Genomic DNA, 23,046 nt, shown 5'->3' with positions numbered 1-23,046 from the left:
TAAATCGCAGCCCAAGTAACAGGTGAATTTCGTGAGCCAGCCTACGCCAGCCGTGCGTACCTTCCAAGACTTGATCCTCGCCCTCCAGCAATACTGGGCCGAGCAAGGTTGTGTGGTACTTCAGCCCTACGATATGGAAGTAGGCGCCGGCACTTTCCACACCGCTACATTCCTGCGGGCCATCGGCCCGGAAACCTGGAACGCCGCTTATGTGCAGCCCAGTCGCCGCCCGACTGACGGCCGCTACGGCGAAAACCCGAACCGTCTGCAGCACTACTACCAGTTCCAGGTGGTATTGAAGCCCAACCCGGACAACTTCCAGGAGCTGTACCTGGGCTCGCTGAAACATGTCGGCCTGGACCCACTGGTGCACGACATTCGTTTCGTCGAAGACAACTGGGAGTCGCCAACCCTGGGCGCCTGGGGCCTGGGCTGGGAAGTCTGGCTCAATGGCATGGAAGTGACGCAGTTCACTTACTTCCAGCAAGCCGGCGGCATCGAGTGCTACCCGGTCACCGGCGAAATCACCTATGGCCTTGAGCGCCTGGCCATGTACCTGCAAGGCGTGGACTCGGTCTACGACCTGGTATGGGCTGACGGCCCGTTCGGCAAGGTGACTTACGGCGATGTGTTCCACCAGAACGAGGTGGAGCAGTCCACCTACAACTTCGAACACGCCAACGTCGACAAACTGTTCGAACTGTTCGACTTCTATGAAAGCGAAGCCAAGCGCCTGATCGAACTCGACCAGCCGCTGCCGTTGCCAAGCTATGAAATGGTGTTGAAGGCCTCCCATACCTTCAACCTGCTGGACGCCCGCCGTGCCATTTCGGTTACTGCGCGCCAGCAATACATCCTGCGTGTGCGCACCCTGGCGCGTTCCGTCGCCCAAGCCTACCTGCTGGCTCGCGCCAAGCTGGGCTTCCCGATGGCAACCCCGGATTTGCGTGATGAAGTGTTGGCTAAGCTGGAGGCTGCACAATGAGTGCTCAAGATTTCCTGGTTGAACTGGGCACCGAAGAGCTGCCACCCAAGGCCCTCAATACCCTGGCCGATGCATTCCTGGCCGGTATCGAAAAAGGCCTGCAGACCGCTGGCCTGAAGTTTCAAGCCAAGAAGGTCTACGCCGCGCCGCGCCGCCTGGCTGTGCTGCTGACCGCGCTGGAAACCCAGCAGCCGGATCGCAGCATCAACCTGGACGGCCCACCGCGCCAGGCGGCTTTCGACGCCGAAGGCAACCCGACCCAGGCGGCCCTTGGCTTTGCCAAGAAGTGTGGCGTGGAGCTGAGCGAGATCGACCAGAGCGGCCCGAAACTGCGTTTCAGCCAGGTCATCACCGGCAAGCCAACCGCCAGCCTGTTGCCGACCATCGTTGAAGATTCCCTGAACGACCTGCCTATCCCCAAGCGCATGCGCTGGGGTGCGCGCAAGGAAGAGTTCGTGCGCCCAACCCAATGGCTGGTGATGCTGCTCGGTGACCAGATCATCGATTGCACCATCCTCGCCCAGAAGGCCGGTCGTGACTCCCGTGGTCACCGCTTCCATCATCCAGAAAGCGTGCGCATCACTTCGCCGGCCAACTACCTCAACGACCTGCGCGCTGCTTACGTGCTGGCCGACGCCAATGAGCGTCGCGAGCTGATCAGCAAGCGCACCGAAGAGCTGGCCCGTCTGCAGGAAGGCACCGCCATCGTGCCGCCAAGCCTGCTCGACGAAGTGACCGCCCTGGTGGAATGGCCGGTGCCGCTGGTGTGCTCGTTCGAAGAGCGTTTCCTCGACGTGCCGCAAGAAGCCTTGATCACCACCATGCAGGACAACCAGAAGTACTTCTGCCTGCTGGACGTGGACGGTAAGTTGTTGCCGCGTTTTATCACCGTGGCCAACATCGAAAGCAAAGACCCACAGCAGATCATCGCCGGTAACGAAAAAGTCGTGCGCCCGCGCCTGACCGACGCCGAGTTCTTCTTCAAGCAAGACAAGAAGCAGAAGCTGGAAGACTTCAACCTGCGCCTGCAAAACGTGGTGTTTCAGGAAAAACTCGGCAGCGTCTACGACAAGGCCGTGCGTGTTTCCAAGCTGGCGGCCTACATTGCCCCACGTATCGGCGGCGACGCAGCCTGGGCAGCGCGTGCTGGCTTGCTGTCCAAGTGCGACCTGGCCACCGAGATGGTCGGCGAGTTCCCAGAGATGCAAGGCGTGGCCGGTTACTACTACGCCCTCAACGACGGCGAGCCAGATGATGTCGCCTTGGCCCTGAACGAGCAGTACATGCCGCGCGGTGCCGGTGCAGAACTGCCGAGCACCCTGACCGGTGCGGCCGTGGCCATTGCCGACAAGCTGGACACCCTCGTGGGTATCTTCGGTATCGGCATGCTGCCCACCGGCAGCAAAGACCCGTATGCCCTGCGCCGTGCGGCCTTGGGCGTGCTGCGTATCCTGATCGACAAAAAGCTGGACCTCGACCTGACCCAGGCCGTGGTATTTGCCGTCGGCCAGTTCGGCACCAAGGTCAAGCAAGCCGGCCTGGCCGAGCAAGTGCTGGAGTTTGTGTTCGATCGCCTGCGTGCGCGTTATGAAGACGAAGGCGTGGACGTTTCCGTCTACCTGTCGGTACGTGCCCTGCAACCGGGCTCGGCACTGGACTTCGACCAGCGTGTACAAGCCGTGCAAGCGTTCCGCAAGCTGCCGGAAGCCGATGCCCTGGCCGCCGTGAACAAGCGCGTATCGAACCTGTTGAGCAAGGCCGACAACCTCGGCACTGCCGAAGTCGACCCGGGCCTGTTTGCCGATGCCAAGGAGTTCTCGCTGAACTCAGCCATCGCCAAGGCCGAGAACGCCGTGAAGCCGCTGATCGCTGAGCGTAACTACGCTGAAGCGTTGGCGCGCCTGGCGTCCTTGCGTGAGCCGGTGGATGCGTTCTTCGAAGCGGTGATGATCAATGCCGATGATGCTGGCGTGCGCAAAAACCGCTACGCCATGCTGGCGCGCCTGCGTGGCTTGTTCATCAATATCGCCGACATCTCCGTACTGGGCTGATCATGTTGAAACTGCTGATTCTCGATCGGGACGGGGTGATCAACTACGACTCCGACGCTTACATCAAGTCGGTGGAGGAGTGGATCCCGCTGCCCGGTTCGATCGAGGCCATCGCGCAGTTGAGCAAAGCCGGCTGGACGGTGGCCATCGCCACCAACCAGTCCGGCATCGCCCGCGGTTACTACGACATCGCGACCCTGGAGGCCATGCACGCGCGTTTGCGCGCGTTAGTGGCCGAGCAGGGCGGCGAGGTGGGGCTGGTGGTCTACTGCCCCCACGGGCCGGACGAAGGCTGCGATTGCCGCAAGCCCAAGCCTGGCATGTTGAAAATTATTGCAGAACATTACAAGGTGCCCTTGGCTGGGATATGGTTCGTCGGGGACAGCCTCGGTGACCTGGAGGCGGCCAAAGCCGTCGACTCTCAGCCAGTTTTGGTTAAAACCGGAAAAGGCGAAAAGACCCAGGCTAAAAACCTGCCGGTAGGCACCTTGATTTTTGACGATCTGGCGGCCGTTGCCGCAGAACTTATCAACAACTAGCCGCCCTCGACTTCCTGACCAAGGACTGTTCGGGAGTGCGCTTTTAACAGGCGGGCCGTGTCCCGCAACGGTAAATGCCGCCATGTCGATCTTGCAGGCCATCAGAACCTTTTTCTTTTACCTGCTGCTGGGCACCAGTTCGTTTCTCTGGTGCACCCTGAGCTTTTTTATTGCACCGTTCCTTCCCTTCAAGGCGCGCTATCGCTTTATCAACGTCTACTGGTGCCGCTGCGCGTTGTGGCTGAGCAAGGTGTTCCTGAATATTCGTTTCGAGGTCAAGGGCGCTGAAAACGTTCCTGATCAACCGTGCGTGATTCTCTCGAACCATCAGAGCACCTGGGAGACGTTCTTCCTCTCGGCGTATTTCTCGCCGTTGAGCCAGGTGCTCAAGCGCGAGCTTCTGTATGTGCCATTCTTCGGCTGGGCCATGGCCATGTTGCGTCCGATCGCCATCGACCGGGACAACCCCAAGGCTGCGCTCAAGCATGTCGCGAAGAAGGGCGATGAGTTGCTCAAGGACGGCGTCTGGGTGCTGATCTTTCCCGAGGGCACGCGGGTGCCCTACGGCACCGTGGGTAAGTTCTCACGGGGTGGTACCGCCCTGGCGGTCAACGCCAACCTGCCTGTGCTGCCAATTGCGCATAACGCCGGCAAGTTCTGGCCCAAGACTGGCTGGGCTAAACGCCCAGGCACTATCACCGTAGTGATCGGCGAACCGATGTACGCAGAAGGCGAAGGACCACGTGCCATCGCCGCCCTGAACGACCGCGCTGCGGCGTGGAATGAGGCGCAGCAACGGGCCATGGGCTCCCTGCCTCCGGAACCGGTGGTGGTGGAGACACCGGCCGTTTGAGCATCTGTGGATAACCTGTGTACGCTTTGTTGGCGAATTGGCTTTTTTGCTTCATAACAAGCTGATTTACTTACATATTTCTGAAGCTCATAAAATTCAGAAAAACGTGCATAAGTTTTTTCTTCATAAAAAAACCGGTCCTTGTGACCGGTTTTTTATGCACAGCAGAAAAGCCGCTTTTTCAGTCCTCCAATAACGGCAGCAGCAGGATAAACGTCGAGCCCTTGCCCAGCTCACTTTCACACACGATGCGCCCACCGTGCCGCTCCAACACTGCTTTAACCATGGTCAGCCCCAGTCCCAGCCCCTCACTGCCTTGAGCCGAATCGAAACGTCGGTATTGGTTAAACAACTCCGGCAGATCCTCAGGCGCAATCCCCGGTCCCTGGTCGCTTATCCTGCATTCCAACCAACCTTGCGCACTGCCATGCCTCAACCTGACGGTGGTACCGGATGGGGAGTATTTGATCGCGTTCTCCAGCACATTGAACAACGCCCGGGTGAGCAGCGATTGGTCGGCGTAGACCATGGCCTCGTCCGCCTCATCCAGGTCGTGAACCAAATGGATGCCCTTCAACTGCGCAATCACCGCCACTTGATCAAAGGCGTCCATCACCAGCATGGCAAACAGGGTGGGCTGGAACTGGTAACCGTCCGCTTCAGCCTTGGCCAATTGCACAAAGGATTCGGTCAGGCTCAAGGCCCGCCGCACCTGCTGTTCGATCTGGGTAAACACCGGGGACTCCCCGTTGTGCACGTCCAACAGGGCAAGGATCGCTGAGTGCGGTGCACGCAGGTCGTGGGAAAGGAAACGCAGCATCGTCTCGCGGTGCTGCTGGGCTTCACGCTCCTTGCTCAGGTCCGTGAGGCTCAACAACCAGCCGAGGGCAAAATCCCCTTCGGCAGGCAGCAAAGGGGCTAGCTCCATGCGCAAACTGCGTTGGTGGATATCGCGAAACTCGACCAGTTCCAGTGCCGATAGGGCAGGGCGTACACCATTGTGCAGCGGGGGATAGCCTAGATCGGCGAGCTGTTCGACGAGGTTTTCGCCGACCAGGTCATTGCCGAATACTTCACGGGCCACGCGGTTGGCCAACAGGATGCTGCCCTGAGGGTCGGTGATCAGCGTTGCTACCGGCAGGCACTCCAGCCCGTCAGCCATAAAGCGCCGCGTATCGCGTGTACGACTGACGGCTTGTTCAAGGGCAAAGATCCGCCCTTGCAGCACATCGCCCTTACTGGCGGGCGCGCGACGACGTTCCGGAAGCACCTTGGGTTCGTTATCCAGACGTGCCAGTTCCCAGCCAAAGTAGGCGAGAATTACGCTCAGACGTCGCCAATTCCAGATCAGGTAACTCAGCAACAAACCGATCAGGCATGCTGCGGGGCTCCACCAGTGGCCCAGGCGCAATAAGCCCCATGAGCCCAGCAAAGCCACGGCCATGCACGCCAAGGTCATCCACAGGGCGTAACGGGGGCGCACAAGCAGAAGGCCCAGCAGCAGGGCCACCAGGGACGTTGCCAGCAACGCCGCGAACCAGCCGGGCAGATCGACGATGCTGCGACCCTGCAATAAACCATTCAGTACTTCAGCCTGGATCTCAACCCCCGCAGTGGTGCCCACGGTGGAAGAGAGCGGCGTCACGAAACGATCGGCCATGCCATAGGCTGAGGCGCCGATCAGAACCCGGCGACCCCGCAGCGACTCGGGAGCTACCTCGCCGCGTAGTACGCTGACGTAGGACAGACTGGGAAAATGGTCTGGTTCCGAAGTGAACGGCACACGAATCTCATGTTCCTGATGCCAGTGCCCTCCAGTAGGCTCTTGTGGCAGGCCTGGCATCGTCTCGGCATGCTCGCTCATGGCGAACGCCAGCCACGCCAACTGAGGAAGCGTGCTTCCCGGCGGGCCTTCACGTAGATACACGCTGCGCACCACACCGTCGTTGTCCGCTTCGACGTTGATGTGACCGACACCCTTGGCGCACTTGAGCAGTGGCGACAACGGCGCTATGGGAGCCTTGGGGCTGACGCTGCTGTCTCCGGCGATGGGCAGCAATACATTGCCGGCTTTGCATACGGCATCGGCCAGGCGCTGGTCGTCATTACTGTGGTCGGTCTCACTGAAGATCACATCCAACAAAATGCCCGCCGGCTGTGCGGCGTTCACGCGTTCAATCAGCTCGGCATGTACGCTGCGCGGCCAAGGCCATGGGCCAAGTGCTTCCAGGCTGGGTGCGTCGATGGTCACCAGGACGATGCGTGGATCTACCGGCAAGGGCGTGAGGCGGCGCAGGCTGTCATAGAGCGGATTATTGAGCGCTAAGCCAGCGCTCAAGGATAAGTAGGCCGTAAAGGGCAGGAGTACCAAACCGATCAACAGCCATTCACGAACCAACCCATGGAACAAAAGCTGGGCCTGGGTAGGTTGGCGTTTCTCGGTTTTGCGCCAGAGCTTCACAGGGCTAGCGCCATGAGGGGGCCAAGGCATTGATGGTCGTTAAGTAAAGATGTCATAAGCCCAGGATCCCTCTCCATGGGGTTGCGATGAAGTGCATGCAGTGTTCTGAAACCAGTGAAGCTTATTTCGGTCTCATTGGAGGACTTCCCACGACCGCGCAATGAACGATACCGCACATTGGAGCGGGCATAACGCCCCGGCGAGGCGATCACACCGACGCTTTTACGGAACGACAGGAGCCGGTATCTTCTTTGAGGATCGTAGTGGATTGAGTTTACGGCGCTTTCAGCGTATCGAGAGATCCAGGCACTGTAGAATCCGTCCATAATTATTCAGATTCATAGGCCGGCATTTGTACAGCATGTGCCCCCCATTCAAGCTCTCGTATTTTTGTAGGAAGGACCCCGCCCATGCGTGTCGCAATACTGGATGACGAACCCGCAGAGTTGCGACGGGTGGAACAGACACTGCGACAGATTCCCGGTCCGGCTGAACAGCCCTGGTCCCTGCATTTTTTTGAACGTGGCGAAGACCTGCTACGCCAGCTACGTCGGGAAACCTTTGACCTGCTGATCCTCGACTGGCAACTGCCGGATATCTCCGGGATCGCGTTATTGCGCTGGACCCGCGAGCACATGGAGTCGCCTCCCGCCGTTATCATGCTCACCAGTCGCGATGCCGAAAGCGATATCGTGACGGCGTTGAACAGCGGGGCGGACGACTATGTCAGCAAGCCGTTTCGGCCCAACGAACTCAAAGCCCGAGTCAGCGCCGTGCTGCGGCGCCACGGTTTGCAAAAGTCGGCTACCCAGGAAGTGCAGAGCTTTAACGATCTGACGTTCGACGATGCCGAACTGACCGTCACCCGAGCGGGCAAGCCCATTAACCTGACAGAACGGGAATACCGTTTGGCAAGTTGTCTATTTGCCAACCTGGCCCGGCCGTTGTCTCGCGAGTATCTCTATGAGCGGTTCTGGAGCCACGAAGAAATGGTGTCGTCGCGGCCGTTGGACACGCATATCTACCGCCTGCGCAACAAGCTAGGGCTGACCGCGGATCGCGGTTGGCAGCTGTTGACGATCTATGGGTACGGGTATCGGTTGGAGAGTGTGACACCCGCTGTGGAAAGTTAAATAGCCTGATGTTCCACGTGGAGCATTTAAAAAATGCGCGACTACGAACCAACAAAAAAGGCCAACGCTAAGCGTTGGCCTTTTGTTTTTAGCAGATGTTCCTGATCAGAAGTCCAGGTTAGACACCGCCAAAGCATTGCTCTCGATGAAGTCACGACGAGGCTCGACCGCATCACCCATCAGGGTGTTGAAGATCTGGTCGGCGCCAATGGCGTCTTCGATGGTCACGCGCAGCATGCGACGTTGAGCAGGGTCCATGGTGGTTTCCCACAGCTGATCCGGGTTCATCTCGCCCAGACCTTTATAGCGCTGGATGATATGACGCTTGGTGCTTTCCGCCATCAACCAGTCCAAGGCTTCCTTGAACTCCTTGACCTGCTTCTTGCGTTCGCCACGCTGAATGTAAGCACCGTCATCCAGCAGGGTGCTCAATTGCGCGCCGAGGGTAACCACGGTCTTGTAGTCGTTGCTACCGAAGAAGTCGCGGTTGAAGGTGACGTAATTGGACAGGCCGTGGGAGATCAGTTCGACCTCTGGCAGCCATACGTTACGTTCACGGTCCTCACGTAGGCTGGCTTTGTACACCAGGCCAGACTTCTCCACAGTACGCAGGCGCACTTCGTATTGGGCCAGCCAATCCTGCATGGCGGCGTGATCGCCCAACTGCTCCAGGCTCACGGCCGGCAGATAGATGAAGTGCTCGGTCAGCTCCTGTGGGTACAGGCGCGACAAACGCTTGAGTGTCTTCATGACCATGCGGAAGTCGTTGACCAGTCGCTCCAGCGACTCACCGGAGATACCCGGCGCTTCGTCATTCAAGTGCAGGCTGGCATCTTCCAGGGCCGACTGCGTCATGTACTCTTCCATGGCGTCGTCGTCTTTGATGTATTGCTCTTGCTTGCCCTTTTTCACTTTGTACAACGGCGGCTGGGCGATGTAGATGTAGCCACGCTCGATCAGCTCCGGCAACTGACGGAAGAAGAAGGTCAGCAGCAGGGTGCGGATGTGCGAACCGTCGACGTCAGCATCGGTCATGATGATGATGTTGTGGTAGCGCAGCTTGTCGATATTGTACTCATCGCGGCCAATACCGCAGCCCAACGCCGTGATCAAGGTGCCGACTTCCTGGGAGGAAATCATCTTGTCGAAGCGGGCCTTCTCAACGTTAAGGATCTTACCCTTCAACGGCAGGATGGCCTGGGTGCGACGGTTACGACCCTGCTTGGCGGAACCGCCAGCAGAGTCACCTTCCACCAGGTACAGTTCGGAGAGGGCAGGGTCCTTCTCCTGGCAGTCAGCCAGTTTGCCTGGCAGGCCGGCGATATCCAGCGCGCCTTTGCGGCGGGTCATTTCACGGGCCTTCCGTGCGGCTTCACGGGCGCGTGCAGCATCGATCATCTTGCCGACAACCAGCTTGGCTTCGTTCGGGTTTTCCAACAGGAAGTCGGAGAAGTACTTACCCATTTCCTGTTCAACCGCAGTCTTCACTTCGGAAGACACCAGCTTGTCTTTGGTCTGGGAGCTGAACTTCGGATCCGGTACCTTGACCGAGATGATCGCCGTCAGGCCTTCACGGGCATCGTCACCGGTGGTGGCGACTTTATGTTTCTTCGCCAAGCCTTCCGCTTCGATGTAGGTGTTCAGGTTACGCGTCAGCGCAGAACGGAAACCCACTAGGTGAGTACCGCCATCGCGTTGTGGAATGTTGTTGGTGAAGCACAACAGGTTCTCGTTGAAGCTGTCGTTCCACTGCAGGGCGATTTCCACGCCGATGCCATCTTCACGCTGGATGTTGAAGTGGAACACCTGGTTGACCGCGGTCTTGTTGGTGTTCAGGTATTCAACGAACGCTCGCAGGCCACCTTCATACTTGAACAGCTCTTCCTTGCCGCTGCGCTCATCCTTGAGGACGATGCCGACACCGGAGTTAAGGAAAGACAGTTCGCGAATCCGCTTGGCCAGGATGTCCCAGCTGAAGTGGATGTTTTTGAAGGTTTCTTCCGATGGCTTGAAGTGGATCTGGGTACCGGTGGTTTCACTGTCACCGACGATTTTCATCGGTTCCTGTGGTACGCCGTGGACGTAGGTCTGCTCCCAAATCTTGCCGCTACGGCGGACAGTGAGGATCAGTTCTTCGGACAGGGCGTTCACTACCGACACACCTACACCGTGTAAACCACCGGATACTTTATAGGAGTTGTCGTCGAACTTACCGCCAGCGTGGAGCACGGTCATGATGACCTCTGCCGCCGAAACGCCTTCTTCTTTGTGCACGTCTACCGGGATGCCACGACCGTTGTCACGCACGGTGATGGATTCATCCGGGTGGATGATAATGCTGATGTCGTCGCAGTGACCGGCCAGAGCTTCGTCGATGGAGTTATCGACCACCTCGAACACCATGTGGTGCAGACCGCTACCATCATCGGTGTCGCCAATGTACATACCGGGACGTTTGCGTACGGCATCCAAACCTTTCAGCACTTTAATGCTGGTCGAGTCGTACGTGTTTTCTTCGCTCATGCCTTCACTCCCGATGGTCGTGGGTCTGGGTGATACGGCCTTGTTCCACGTGGAACAAAGCGACTGGCGTTTCCGTCTGCCAGCCTTCCCTCAATAATTCGTGGTCTACACAGGTGATAAACACCTGGCAGCGTAAGTCTTCCAACAAGCGGCATAGCGAGCGGCGGTGCTGCTCGTCGAGCTCTGACGGCAAGTCATCCACCAAATAAATGCACTGACCGCGTCGAGCCTGGCTAACCAAATGGCCCTGCGCGATACGCAACGCACAGACCACTAGCTTCTGCTGGCCGCGAGACAAGATATCCGCAGCATTGTGTGCACCTAATCTAAGGCGCAAATCAGCGCGCTGGGGGCCAGCCTGGGTGTGTCCGATTTGCTGATCCCGTTGCAAGGACGTTGCGAGCACTGCACTCAGCTCACGTTCTTTGTCCCAACCCCGGTAATAACTCAGCGTCAGCCCCTCGAGGTCCAACAACTCGCTCAAGGTCTGCTCAAAGACTGGTTTCAAGGCTTTGATATAGGCGCGGCGGTATTCATCTATTTCGTCGCTGGCCAGGCACAGTTCACGGTCCCAGGCTGCTTGCGAAGCGGCGTCAAGTGTACCATGCCGCAGCCATGAGTTCCGCTGCCGCAGGGCCTTCTGCAGCCGCTGCCAAGTGGCCATGAAGCGGGGTTCCACGTGGAACACGCCCCAGTCGAGGAATTGCCGACGGATTTTCGGGGCACCTTCCAGCAATCGAAAGCTGTCGGGGTTGATCAGTTGCAACGGCAGGATCTCTGCCAGTTGCGCTGCGCTGCGCGCATTTTGCCCGTCGATTCGGATCTGAAATTCCCCACCACGATCACGCGATATCCCCAGGCTGCTATGACCGCCCTCAGCCAGTTCCACTTGGCCAAATACGGTACAGGCCAATTGTTCGTACTGAATCACGGGTAACAAACGGGCACTGCGGAAGGAACGCGCAAGCCCCAGCAGATGGATGGCTTCCAGCACACTGGTTTTGCCACTGCCGTTGGCGCCATGGAGGATATTGATGCGGGGAGAAGGGGAGAAGGTCACCGGGTGCAGATTGCGCACCGCGGTGACCGAGACGCGACTGAGGGACATCTAGCTTCTGCTGAGCATGATTACAGGCGCATCGGCATGACAACGTATGCCGAGTCGTCGTTGTCGGATTCTTGCACCAGGGCGCTGCTGTTGGAGTCCGACAGGATCAGACGAACCTGTTCGGTTGTCATAACACCCAGCACGTCCAACAGGTAGCTCACGTTAAAGCCGATTTCCAGCGATGCGCCGTTGTAGTCGACACCCACTTCTTCTTCCGCCTCTTCCTGTTCCGGGTTGTTGGCCTGGATTTTCAGTTGGCCGTTGGCCAGCTGCAGGCGAATACCACGGTACTTTTCGTTGGACAGAATCGCAGTACGGCTAAAGGCTTCACGCAGAGCCTGACGATCACCGACCACCAGCTTGTCGCCACCTTTAGGCAACACACGCTCGTAGTCCGGGAACTTACCGTCTACCAACTTGGAGGTGAAGGTGAACTCACCGGTGGTCGCGCGAATGTGGTGCTGGCCCAACACGATGCTGACATTGCCGTCCGGCTCGGTGAGCAAGCGCGCCAGTTCAAGGATACCTTTGCGTGGAACGATTACCTGGTGACGATCCGGCTGACCGATATCGGCACGCATCGAGCACATTGCCAGACGGTGACCGTCGGTGGCCACGGCGCGGATAATACCTTCCGAGACTTCCAGCAGCATACCGTTGAGGTAGTAACGCACGTCCTGCTGGGCCATTGCGAAGCTGGTGCGCTCGATCAAACGACGCAGCTTGCTTTGCTCCAGGCTGCACGTCAGCGAGCCAGGGCCTTCTTCTACGGTTGGAAAGTCATTGGCCGGCAAGGTCGACAGGGTGAAACGGCTACGGCCTGCCTTGACCACCAACTTCTGCTCATCCACCTTGATGTCGATCAGCGCATCGTTAGGCAGGCTTTTGCAGATATCCATCAGCTTGCGCGCCGGCACGGTGATCTCGCCGGGTTCGGCAGGCTCTTCGAGCTGGACACGACCCACCAGTTCGACTTCCAGGTCGGTACCGGTCAAGGACAACTGTTGCCCCTCGACCACCAGTAATACGTTGGAAAGCACCGGCAAGGTCTGTCGGCGCTCGACGACGCCTGCGACCAGTTGCAGGGGTTTCAACAGGGCTTCGCGTTGAATGGTGAAATGCATGGTCTAGTCCCTTGCCTTAATAAGCTGCGCTGGTGTCATCACGTAGTCAGTGTACGCAGCAGGTTCTTGTAGTCCTCGCGAATATCCGCGTCGGATTCCTTAAGTTCATTGATCTTGCGGCATGCGTGCAAGACCGTGGTGTGGTCGCGTCCGCCAAACACATCACCGATTTCCGGCAGGCTGTGGTTGGTCAACTCCTTGGAGAGGGCCATGGCAACCTGGCGTGGACGTGCCACCGAGCGCGAACGGCGCTTGGACAGCAGGTCGGAAATCTTGATCTTGTAGTACTCGGCCACGGTGCGCTGGATGTTATCCACACTCACCAGCTTGTCCTGCAAGGCCAACAAGTCTTTCAAGGACTCGCGAATCAGCTCGATGGTGATATCGCGACCCATGAAGTGCGAGTGGGCGATGACCCGCTTGAGCGCGCCTTCCAGCTCACGCACGTTGGAACGGATGCGTTGGGCGATGAAGAACGCAGCATCGTGAGGCAGATCGACTTTAGCCTGGTCGGCCTTCTTCATCAGGATCGCAACGCGGGTTTCCAGCTCCGGTGGCTCCACGGCAACCGTCAGGCCCCAGCCGAAACGAGACTTCAGACGTTCTTCCAGGCCTTCGATTTCCTTCGGGTAACGGTCACTGGTCAAGATGACCTGCTGGCCACCTTCGAGCAGGGCGTTGAAGGTGTGGAAGAACTCCTCTTGGGAACGTTCCTTGCGGGCAAAGAACTGAATGTCATCGATCAACAAGGCATCAACGGAGCGGTAGAAACGTTTGAACTCGTTGATGGCGTTGAGCTGCAAGGCCTTGACCATGTCGGCCACGAAGCGCTCCGAATGCAGGTAAACCACCTTGGCATTCGGGTTCTTCTTTAATAGGTGGTTACCGACGGCGTGCATCAAGTGCGTCTTACCCAAGCCCACGCCGCCATAAAGGAAGAGCGGATTGTAACCATGCTTGGGGTTATCGGCGACCTGCCAGGCGGCCGCTCGGGCCAGCTGGTTGGACTTGCCTTCGACAAAGTTCTCGAAGGTAAACGTGCGGTTCAGGTAACTGGTGTGCTTGAGCGCGCCTTCTACCTGCACAGTACGTTGCTCGGAGCGCACGGGCGCCTGTTGAGAGCTGGCACCGGCCATCGGGTCGAAGCTGTCGCGGGACGGCTCTTCATTCTCTGGCGCATTATTTTTGCGCGACGACGGCTTGGACGGCGCAGCTGTCGGTGCAGGTGCTGCGGCGACAGGCGCCACTGCAGCTTGGGCTTGCGACGCGGCGGCGGCCAATGGCGCATTCGGCGCGGCGCGAGGAGCTGAGCTGCGCTTGCTGCCTATTAATAAGGAGAGAGCAGGCGCCAGGCCGTTGCCATGTTCGTCGAGCAATTCGAGAACGCGGCCCAGGTACTTCTCGTTGACCCAGTCGAGGACAAAACGATTGGGCGCATAGACACGCAACTCGTCGCCTTCGGCTTCGACCTGTAGCGGACGGATCCAGGTGTTGAATTGCTGGGCAGGCAGCTCATCGCGCAAAAGCTCCACGCACTGCTGCCAAAGTTCCACTGACACGGATATCCCCTAAGTTGAAAGCCGGTGAGGCAAAAACAGCCGCCATTGTAGCGGCCAGCCGTCCACTTATCCACATGTAGGTTGTTCACAGGCCACCCAAAATCAATGCCTTAACCGCAAAAAATGCGACCAGTGGTCTGTGCATAAGCTCTGTGGATAAACCCACCTAAGCTCGTTGTACAAGTGGGGTCGAAAGTCTGTGGGTAACCGGCCTGTGGATAAGTAGCTGTTCCACACACAGCTTATCCGATAGCGCAGCACAGGCAGAGCACCGCTTCTCCCCCGTGTTGTCATTCTCTGTACAACACGTGGAACAAGGGCTCAAGGCAGTTATCCACAGATAATCGCGTCCCTAGCTTTTATAAGCTTTACAGAAAAGCTTTAAATAACTTCCTTCTTTATTTTTATATCTATCGCATGGCAGATGGAAGTCAGACGGGGAGAAGGGCGCCAGGACCCCGTCGACATCTAATTAAAGGAAAAGCTGGTTGGAAATTGACCTAGAGGCTTGCTTTCTCTAGAATCGCCGGTCTCTTAAAACGGGGGCCATTCCGGCCCGTTGTGGACGAACCAGGTAACAACGCCATGAAACGTACTTTCCAACCAAGCACCATCAAACGCGCCCGTACTCACGGCTTCCGTGCTCGCATGGCTACCAAGAACGGCCGTGCTGTCCTGTCGCGTCGCCGCGCCAAAGGTCGTGCGCGTCTGGCAGTTTGATAATCCGGTACTGGTGGTGAGTCAGGACTTCAGTCGGGAAAAGCGTCTGCTAACCCCCCGGCATTTCAAGGCAGTCTTTGACTCCCCCACCGGCAAGGTTCCGGGGAAAAATCTCCTGCTCCTTGCGCGTAACAACGATCTTGATCACCCCCGTCTCGGGTTGGTGATCGGCAAGAAGAGCGTAAAGCTCTCCGTTGAGCGCAATCGCCTCAAGCGTCTGATGCGCGAATCGTTTCGCCTCCACCAGGACACTCTGGTTGGTTGGGATATTGTTATCGTCGCGCGCAAAGGCTTGGGTGATGTAGAAAACCCCGAATTGATTCAGCATTTCGGCAAGCTCTGGAAACGTTTGGCGCGTACCCACAAGCCAGCACCAGCAGTCAGCACCGAAACTGTAGGGGTAGACAGCCTTGATGCGTAAACTGGCAATCGTTCCGATCCAGTTTTATCGCTATGCCATTAGTCCTCTGATGGCCAGCCACTGTCGTTTCTACCCCAGTTGTTCCTGCTACGCGTTAGAGGCCATAGAAAATCATGGTCTTCTGCGCGGTGGCTGGCTGACCTTTCGTCGTTTAGGTCGCTGTCATCCGTGGAATCCCGGTGGTTATGACCCGGTTCCACCTATCCCTACCTCCCGTTCTTCTTCGATGGCCGAGTAATCATGGATATTAAACGCACAATCCTGATCGTCGCCCTGGCAATCGTGTCCTATGTCATGGTCCTTAAATGGAACCAGGACTACGGTCAGGCTGCCCTGCCGACTCAGAATGTTGCTACCAATCAGGCTGCGCCGGCTATTCCGGACACCCCGCTGGGTAACAATGCGTCCGCGAGTGCCGATGTTCCCAGCGCGAATGGCGAGACAAGTGCCCCGTTAGAAACGCCAGTGGTCACCAACAAAGACCTCATCCACGTAAAAACGGATGTGCTCGACCTGGCTATCGACCCACAAGGTGGTGATATCGCACAGCTGAAGCTGCCGCTTTATCCACGTCGCCAAGACCATCCGGATGTGCCGTTCCAACTGTTCGATAACGGCGGTGAACGTACCTATCTGGCGCAAAGCGGCCTGACCGGCACCAATGGTCCGGATGCACGTGCTACCGGTCGTCCGGTTTATTCGACCGAGCAGAAGACTTATCAACTGGCAGACGGCCAGAACCAGTTGAACGTCGACCTGAAATTCAGCCTCGACGGTGTCAACTACATCAAGCGTTTCAGCTTTACCCGCGGTTTGTACGATTTGAAGGTCACTTACCTGATCGACAACACCAGCGACAAAGCCTGGAGCGGCAACCTGTTTGCCCAGCTCAAGCGTGACGCCAGCTCCGATCCGTCTTCCAGCACCGCCACCGGTACCGCCACTTACCTGGGCGCCGCCCTGTGGACAAGTAACGAGCCGTACAAAAAAGTGTCGATGAAAGATATCGACAAGGGCTCGCTGAAAGAAACCGTCCAAGGTGGCTGGGTAGCGTGGCTGCAGCACTATTTCGTGACCGCCTGGATTCCTAACAAGGGTGACGCGAACCTCGTTCAGACCCGCAAGGACAGCCAGGGCAACTACATCATTGGTTTCACTGGCCCGGCGTTGACCGTCGCTCCAGGTGCCAAGGCTGAAACCAGCGCTACCCTGTACGCCGGCCCTAAAAGCCAGGCGGTACTGAAAGAGTTGTCCCCAGGCCTGGAATTGACTGTGGACTACGGCTTCCTGTGGTTCATTGCCCAGCCGATCTTCTGGCTGTTGCAGCATATCCACAGCATCGTCGGTAACTGGGGCTGGTCGATCATCTTCCTGACCATGCTGATCAAAGGGCTTTTCTTCCCTCTGTCGGCAGCCAGCTACAAGTCGATGGCGCGTATGCGCGCCGTGGCCCCGAAACTGGCCGCGCTGAAAGAACAACATGGTGATGACCGGCAGAAAATGTCGCAGGCCATGATGGAGCTGTACAAGAAAGAGAAGATCAACCCGCTGGGTGGATGCTTGCCGATTCTGGTACAGATGCCGGTGTTCCTGTCGCTTTACTGGGTATTGCTGGAAAGCGTTGAAATGCGCCAGGCGCCGTTCATGCTGTGGATAACTGACCTGTCGATCAAAGACCCGTTCTTTATCCTGCCGATCATCATGGGCGCGACCATGTTTATCCAGCAGCGTCTGAACCCAACCCCGCCGGATCCGATGCAGGCCAAGGTAATGAAAATGATGCCAATCATCTTCACCTTCTTCTTCCTGTGGTTCCCTGCTGGCTTGGTACTGTACTGGGTGGTCAACAACGTGTTGTCGATCTCTCAACAGTGGTACATCACACGTAAAATCGAAGCGGCTACCAAAAAAGCCGAGGCGTAATTTACTCTGTGGATAACCACTCAAGACGCCCCCTAGTGGGGCGTTTTGCTTTCCGTTACTTTTGTTCTGGAACCTGCTGATGAGCGCTCCTCGTGAAACCATCGCTGCTGTCGCTACCGCTCAAGGTCGGGGCGGTGTCGGCATCGTTCGAATTTCCGGGCCATTGGCGGGCGTGGCAGCCAAGGCTATCAGCGGCCGGGAGCTGAAACCCCGTTATGCCCATTACGGCCAGTTCCTGGATGCCGACCACAGCGTATTGGACGAGGGGCTGGCCATCTATTTTCCAGGGCCAAACTCGTTCACCGGTGAAGATGTCCTTGAACTACAAGGGCACGGTGGTCCTGTGGTGTTGGACATGCTGCTGCAGCGCTGCTTGCAATTGGGTTGCCGCCTGGCCAGACCCGGGGAATTCAGCGAACGCGCATTCTTGAACGATAAGCTCGACCTGGCCCAGGCCGAAGCTATCGCTGATTTGATCGAAGCCAGTTCTGCACAGGCTGCACGTAACGCGTTGCGCTCATTGCAGGGGGCTTTTTCCCTGCGTGTGCATAATTTGACCGAGCAGTTGATCAGTCTGCGCATCTACGTCGAAGCCGCGATTGATTTTCCGGAAGAAGAAATCGACTTTCTGGCGGATGGCCATGTATTGGCGATGCTGGACAAAGTCCGCGATGAGTTATCCACAGTGCTGCGTGAAGCCGGGCAGGGCGCCTTACTGCGCGATGGTATGACGGTGGTAATTGCCGGCCGGCCCAATGCCGGCAAATCCAGCCTGCTCAATGCTCTTGCAGGGCGCGAGGCGGCCATCGTCACCGAGATCGCCGGCACTACACGGGATATCTTGCGCGAGCATATCCACATCGACGGTATGCCGCTGCACGTGGTCGACACCGCTGGTCTGCGCGACACCGACGACCAGGTGGAAAAAATCGGCGTGGAACGTGCGCTCAAGGCGATCAGCGAAGCCGAGCGTGTGTTGCTGGTGGTGGATGCCACTGCACCGGAAGCTGTGGATCCTTTTGCCTTGTGGCCCGAATTCCTTGAACAACGGCCAGACCCGGCCAAAGTCACCTTGATCCGTAACAAGGCCGACCTTACGGGTGAAGCCATCGCCCTGGAAACCAGTGAAGATGGCCACGTCACGATCAGCTTGAGCGCGAAATCGGCCGGTGAGGGTCTGGAATTGCTGCGCGAACACCTTAAAGCCTGCATGGGCTACGAACAGACGTCGGAAAGCAGCTTCAGTGCGCGGCGCAGGCACCTGGAAGCGCTGCGTCATGCCAGCGCGGCCCTGGAGCACGGGCGGGCCCAGCTGACCTTGGCGGGGGCTGGGGAGCTGCTGGCTGAAGATCTGCGTCAGGCGCAGCAGCTGTTGGGTGAAATCACCGGCGCTTTCAGCTCGGATGATTTGCTGGGGCGGATTTTCTCCAGCTTTTGCATTGGCAAGTAACCGAGTTATCCACACCGTCTACCAGTTGTAAGACACCGTACCGAGCAAGGTACGGCTGTCGCCCCAATAGCAACGCCCCGCATCGTTGCAACCGGATACATATTCCTTGTCGAACAGGTTCTTGGCGTTCAGGTCCACCGACCAGTGTGGGTTGATCTGATAACCCAGTGCCGCATCCACCAAGGTGACGCTTCCTGCGTCCAGCTTCCCGTAGAGCGTAGGCGGGGTGTAGGAAAAGGTACTGTCGAAATAGCGCACCCCGCCGCCCACGGAGAAACCCTTGAGTTGGCCGTCGAGAAAGCGATATTTGCCCCACACCGAAGCCTGGTTACGCGGCACGCCCGTCATCTGACGGCCTTCTACCAGCGATGTGGCCGAATCCTTGGTTATCCGAGCGTCAGTGTAGGTATAGGCTGCCGTCACGTTGAAGTTGGAGCTGATGTTACTGTTGACCTCGACTTCCACGCCCTTGGCGCGACTTTCACCGACTTGGCGATAGCTGTTGGTGGTGGCATCAAGGTAGGTATCGTCCTGCTTGCGCAGGTCATACACCGACACGGTCATCGCCGTATCCCAGCCGATCGGTTCGTACTTAACGCCCACTTCGTATTGGCTGCTGGTGATCGGTTTCAACGGCGAGCCGGCGTTGGAGATCTGCTGCACGGGGACAAACGCGGTGGAATAGCTGACATACGGCGTAAGGCCGTTGTCGAACTGGTACATCACCCCGCCCTGGTAAGTGAATTTACGATCCTGTGAGTTGATATTACTCGATGGCTTGACCTTGTCTCGGTAATCGCTGTCGACCCAGTCCTGGCGGCCGCCGAGCAGAAAGAGCCAATGGTCGTATTTGCTTTGGATCTGTGCATAAACCCCTTTCATCTGCTGTTCAAGCAAAGTGTTTTGCACTGCCAGGGGAGTGAGCGGGTCACGCAGGTACACTGGGTTATACACATCGATGGTGCCGGCGAAACCCGCATCCCAGTCTTGATTGAACGAGGTTCGGTCATAGCTGGCGCCCAATAGCACTGTGTTTTCCACACTGCCCAACTGGAACTTGCCTTCGAGCTGGTTATCCAGGGAATAGACCATCGACTTGTTGTAGCGGTCGTAGGCGTTCATGTTCAGCCGGGTGCCGAAGCCACCGTTATTCAATGAGCCAGGCCAGGTTTCGTGCCGGTTGATACGTGACTGCATATAGCGCGAGTTCTGACGGAACTGCCAGTCATCATTGAAGCTGTGGCTGAACTCATAGCCGGTGCTCCACGCTTCGCGTTCAAAGGTGTTCCAGTCCGGGTTGCCCAGCAAGGTGTGTTTGGACAGCTTGCCGTTGGGATTTGTAAGCAGGGTACCGGCGGCGGGTAGGCCGAGTTCCAGGTTGGTATGGTCTTTCTGATAGTTGGCCAGCAGCGTCAGGGTGTTGTAGTCGTCGAAGTTCAGGGTCAAGGATGGCGCGATATACAGACGATCGTCCGGAACGTGATCGGTCTGCGTGTCGGATTTACGCCCCAGCATCACCACCCGACCCAGGATAGTGTCACTGTCGTTGAGCGGGCCCGAGATATCCACACCCAACTGGCGTCGATTATTCGAACCATAACTCACCTGCACCTCGCCTTGCGGGGTTGCAGTCGGGTGTTTACTCACCAGATTAACCAAGCCACCGGGTGCGTTTTCACCGTAGAGCAGGGAAGAAGGACCGCGGAAAATCTCGACCCGTTCCAGGCCGTAGGGTTCGCTGGTGGTGTCGTATCGATTGCCTTGAACTCGCAGGCCATCTCGCAGCAGGCCGTAGCCGTAATCCGTGGCGTTGAAACCGCGTATGAAAAACAGATCGCCTGCCAAGCCGTCGCCCGCCGCGAACGGTGGGGCGAAGATTCCCGGTACGTAGCCCAGCACTTCTGTCAGGGTCTGGGACTTCTGGTCCTTGATACGCTGGCCAGTGACAACGGACACCGAACGCGGGGTCTCGGACAGCGGTGTGCTGGTCTTCGTGCCGATCCGGCTGCTCTGAGCCTTGTAGCCTACATCCCCGGCGATCTCTTGATTGAAGCCGCCCTGTTGATAAGCGCTCACGGTGGTAGGGGCCAAGGTCAATTGGCCAGCAGGTGCCGCCTGTAATACATAGCTGCCGGGAGCCTGTGCGACCGCCTGCAGGTCCGAGTTCTGCAACAGTAGCGCAAAGCCCTGGTCCACCGAATAGTCACCTTGCAGCCCTGGCGTATTCAAACGCGCCGTTTGCTGTGGCGAGAAGGACAGAATCACATTGGCCTTGGCGGCAAACTGGCTCAAGGCCTTGTCCAGCGGGCCTGCGGCAATGGCAAAGTGTTGCGTTGCGCTGGCGGCCATGACGGTGGTGGATAACAACACACCGGTCGTAGCGGTGATGAACTGCAGACCGTACGTCATGCCATGCCAGGAAAGTCGTTTGCGGAGCGGGGTGGGAAGGCGCATAGGTGAGTAAGCCCTGAAGGTAGCGTCGTGATTACCTGTAGGGCCGCACCAGGTCAAAAAAAGATAACTCCTCTGTGGATTATTTTTCGATTAGCCGATCCGGGTGACCGACACCCAATAGCGCGTAAAGTATTTCACTTGAATCGGCAGGCTCGCTTGCAGGTTAGCGAGGACGGCATTGGTTGAGTCCAGACGGAATGTCCCGGAAACGCGTAGGCCCGCAGAGGCTGGGTCGCAGTGCAATACGCCCGGCCGATAGCGCGCCAACTCATCGATAACTTCTCCTAGCCGAGCATCGAGCACGATCAGTTGGCCATCGACCCAGGCGGCCTGTACACCGCCATATCGCTGGGCAGGGCGCACATTGTGCCGATCAAACTCTGCGCTCTCACCCGCGCCAATAGTGCGGCGAAGTTCGGGTTGGTCGCCGGGGGATATCTCAACCCGTTCTTCCAAGACGCCCACCCGCGTGGCGTCCGGCAGTTGGCGCACAGTAAACCGAGTGCCCAGCGCCTGGACCCGGCCTTGGCGAGTTTCTACATAAAACGGTACGTGCCCACCCCGCGTGCCGGTGTGGATAAGTACTTCACCCTCGCGCAGACGGATCAAACGTTGGTGCCCGTCAAAGGCCACATCGATAGCGGTATGAGTATTGAGATTGATCTGCGTGCCATCCGCCAACTCGATGCGCCGCCTCTGGCCCACCGACGTGCGGTAATCAGCCCATGCGTTACCCAACGACGTATGTTGCTGGACGTTCCAGCCCAGGTAGCCACTGCCGCCAAGCACCAGCATCCACTTGAGTACCTGGCGCCGCTGTTGCGTGGTGGATAACGCGCGGCGTGTGAGATCAGGGGGCAGGCCACCGAGGCTGCGTTGCAACTGCTCCATCTGGTCCCAAGCCGCCTGGTGGGACGGGTCATGATTAAGCCACTGCTGCCACGCTTGATGTTGTGCGGGCGTCGGTGATTGCAACTGGAATTGCACATACCAACTGGCAGCGACCTCGAACGTCTTGCGGTCAGGGCTGACCATTACCGGCTGGCCATGATCAGGGAGCACTCGGTGAGGGCACGGATCATGTGTTTCTTCACCGTGGTCAGCGATACCTGCAGTAGATCGGCGATCTGTTGATAAGTCAGCCCTTCAATCTGTGCCAGCATGAAAATTCGCCGTGCACGCTCACCCAGCCCAGACAGCGCTTTATCCACAGCCACCAGGGTTTCGATGATGATTGCCTTGTCTTCCTCACTGATAGCCGTGGCTTCAGGACGCTCTGCCAGGGTCTGCCTGTAGGCCTGCTCGATGGCATGCCGGCGATACCGATCAATCACCAGGCCCCTGGCGATGGTGGCCAGATAGTCCCGTGGTTCGAGGATCTGCGCCGCATGTCGTCCACCGAGCATGCGCACGAACGTGTCGTGGGCCACATCGGCTGCATCGCTGGCGTTATGCAATTTTCCCTTGAGCCATCCGCGCAACCACGAATGGTGCTGTTCATAGATGTGCTGGACCGCTGCGGTATGTGAGGAGGGAGGCATAGGCGCGACAAGGCAGGTTAATGATAATCGCTATTATTAACTGGCCCAGTGTTTTCCCACAATAGATCTGTTTTTGTCCCACCCGGGATTAATTCCCAGCTTTGCCGTGGACGAAATCGGCCGTTTCTGTGGATTAAGCCCTGTGAATAACCGCTCCTGTGCCCAGTTGATAACAGGGCGTGAAACCTGCGTAAAAACCCA

18 protein-coding genes are annotated in these 23,046 nt (G+C 57.8%); 10 read left to right on the top strand and 8 right to left on the bottom strand.

Translation table 11 applies throughout. The features are described 5' to 3' along the window. Nucleotides 1-31: 31 nt before the first annotated feature. The 4 genes from glyQ (at nt 32) to BT199_RS19335 (ending at nt 4,428) form a co-directional block, all read left to right on the top strand. Nucleotides 32-985 carry a glycine--tRNA ligase subunit alpha gene (glyQ, locus tag BT199_RS19350; protein ID WP_003187265.1) on the top strand — a complete coding sequence of 318 codons (954 nt, stop codon included), beginning with the start codon at nt 32-34 and terminating at the stop codon, nt 983-985. Next, nucleotides 982-3,036, top strand: coding sequence for a glycine--tRNA ligase subunit beta (gene glyS, locus BT199_RS19345; RefSeq protein WP_072435300.1), 2,055 nt, complete (start codon nt 982-984; stop codon nt 3,034-3,036). Before glyQ ends, glyS begins: the two co-directional genes overlap by 4 nt. Further along, nucleotides 3,036-3,575 carry a D-glycero-beta-D-manno-heptose 1,7-bisphosphate 7-phosphatase gene (gmhB, locus tag BT199_RS19340; RefSeq protein ID WP_173877514.1) on the top strand — a complete coding sequence of 180 codons (540 nt, stop codon included), beginning with the start codon at nt 3,036-3,038 and terminating at the stop codon, nt 3,573-3,575. Before glyS ends, gmhB begins: the two co-directional genes overlap by 1 nt. 82 nt (nt 3,576-3,657) lie before the next feature. Beyond that, entirely contained in the window at nt 3,658-4,428 is a 771-nt protein-coding gene (locus BT199_RS19335) for a lysophospholipid acyltransferase family protein (RefSeq protein WP_003187258.1), read from the top strand. 181 nt (nt 4,429-4,609) lie between these two features. Here BT199_RS19335 and BT199_RS19330 read toward each other — a convergent pair whose 3' ends face one another. Next, complete coding sequence (locus BT199_RS19330; RefSeq protein WP_072435299.1) at nt 4,610-6,889, bottom strand: CHASE2 domain-containing protein; 2,280 nt, start codon at nt 6,887-6,889, stop codon at nt 4,610-4,612. 410 nt (nt 6,890-7,299) lie between these two features. Between BT199_RS19330 and BT199_RS19325 the strand changes: the two genes are divergently transcribed. Further along, on the top strand, nt 7,300-8,022 hold the full coding sequence (locus BT199_RS19325; protein WP_014716281.1) for a response regulator transcription factor: 723 nt from the start codon (nt 7,300-7,302) through the stop codon (nt 8,020-8,022). A gap of 105 nt (nt 8,023-8,127) precedes the next feature. Here BT199_RS19325 and gyrB read toward each other — a convergent pair whose 3' ends face one another. Genes gyrB through dnaA form a run of 4 tightly spaced genes read right to left on the bottom strand, consistent with a single transcriptional unit; the run spans nt 8,128 to nt 14,336 of the window. Beyond that, complete coding sequence (gene gyrB / locus BT199_RS19320; protein WP_072435298.1) at nt 8,128-10,545, bottom strand: DNA topoisomerase (ATP-hydrolyzing) subunit B; 2,418 nt, start codon at nt 10,543-10,545, stop codon at nt 8,128-8,130. A gap of 4 nt (nt 10,546-10,549) precedes the next feature. Then, nucleotides 10,550-11,653, bottom strand: coding sequence for a DNA replication/repair protein RecF (gene recF / locus BT199_RS19315; protein WP_003187251.1), 1,104 nt, complete (start codon nt 11,651-11,653; stop codon nt 10,550-10,552). A gap of 20 nt (nt 11,654-11,673) precedes the next feature. After that, on the bottom strand, nt 11,674-12,777 hold the full coding sequence (gene dnaN / locus BT199_RS19310; protein ID WP_003187250.1) for a DNA polymerase III subunit beta: 1,104 nt from the start codon (nt 12,775-12,777) through the stop codon (nt 11,674-11,676). A 38-nt stretch (nt 12,778-12,815) separates the two neighbouring features. Beyond that, nucleotides 12,816-14,336, bottom strand: coding sequence for a chromosomal replication initiator protein DnaA (gene dnaA, locus BT199_RS19305; protein WP_032901521.1), 1,521 nt, complete (start codon nt 14,334-14,336; stop codon nt 12,816-12,818). Between the two features lie 585 nt (nt 14,337-14,921). On the opposite strand from dnaA, the gene rpmH reads away from it, so the two are divergent. From rpmH to mnmE, 5 genes are all read left to right on the top strand, one after another. Continuing rightward, a complete protein-coding gene (gene rpmH / locus BT199_RS19300) occupies nt 14,922-15,056 on the top strand; it encodes a 50S ribosomal protein L34 (RefSeq protein ID WP_003213577.1) in 135 nt (44 codons plus the stop codon). A 13-nt stretch (nt 15,057-15,069) separates the two neighbouring features. Then, the gene (gene rnpA / locus BT199_RS19295; RefSeq protein WP_020302575.1) at nt 15,070-15,477 is read left to right on the top strand and encodes a ribonuclease P protein component; all 408 of its coding nucleotides are present in this window, start codon (nt 15,070-15,072) and stop codon (nt 15,475-15,477) included. Next, nucleotides 15,470-15,715, top strand: a complete 246-nt coding sequence (gene yidD, locus BT199_RS19290) for a membrane protein insertion efficiency factor YidD (protein ID WP_019816912.1) — start codon at nt 15,470-15,472, stop codon at nt 15,713-15,715. The genes rnpA and yidD overlap by 8 nt, the downstream gene beginning before the upstream one ends. A gap of 2 nt (nt 15,716-15,717) precedes the next feature. Beyond that, nucleotides 15,718-17,400 carry a membrane protein insertase YidC gene (gene yidC, locus BT199_RS19285; RefSeq protein ID WP_014720596.1) on the top strand — a complete coding sequence of 561 codons (1,683 nt, stop codon included), beginning with the start codon at nt 15,718-15,720 and terminating at the stop codon, nt 17,398-17,400. Between the two features lie 79 nt (nt 17,401-17,479). Further along, nucleotides 17,480-18,850 carry a tRNA uridine-5-carboxymethylaminomethyl(34) synthesis GTPase MnmE gene (gene mnmE / locus BT199_RS19280; protein ID WP_072435296.1) on the top strand — a complete coding sequence of 457 codons (1,371 nt, stop codon included), beginning with the start codon at nt 17,480-17,482 and terminating at the stop codon, nt 18,848-18,850. Between the two features lie 18 nt (nt 18,851-18,868). Here the strand turns inward: mnmE and BT199_RS19275 are convergent, their stop codons facing one another. The 3 genes from BT199_RS19275 to BT199_RS19265 all read right to left on the bottom strand — a co-directional run bounded on the left by BT199_RS19275 (nt 18,869) and on the right by BT199_RS19265 (nt 22,845). Continuing rightward, nucleotides 18,869-21,259, bottom strand: a complete 2,391-nt coding sequence (locus BT199_RS19275) for a TonB-dependent siderophore receptor (RefSeq protein ID WP_175556215.1) — start codon at nt 21,257-21,259, stop codon at nt 18,869-18,871. Between the two features lie 135 nt (nt 21,260-21,394). Next, the gene (locus BT199_RS19270; protein ID WP_072435294.1) at nt 21,395-22,339 is read right to left on the bottom strand and encodes a FecR domain-containing protein; all 945 of its coding nucleotides are present in this window, start codon (nt 22,337-22,339) and stop codon (nt 21,395-21,397) included. After that, entirely contained in the window at nt 22,339-22,845 is a 507-nt protein-coding gene (locus BT199_RS19265; protein WP_072435293.1) for a sigma-70 family RNA polymerase sigma factor, read from the bottom strand. Before BT199_RS19265 ends, BT199_RS19270 begins: the two co-directional genes overlap by 1 nt. Between the last annotated feature and the right edge of the window lie 201 nt (nt 22,846-23,046).

This window comes from Pseudomonas sp. NFR02 (assembly GCF_900119375.1).
In the GTDB taxonomy this organism is placed as follows: domain Bacteria; phylum Pseudomonadota; class Gammaproteobacteria; order Pseudomonadales; family Pseudomonadaceae; genus Aquipseudomonas; species Aquipseudomonas paracarnis.
This window is presented reverse-complemented; position numbering and strand designations above follow the sequence as displayed.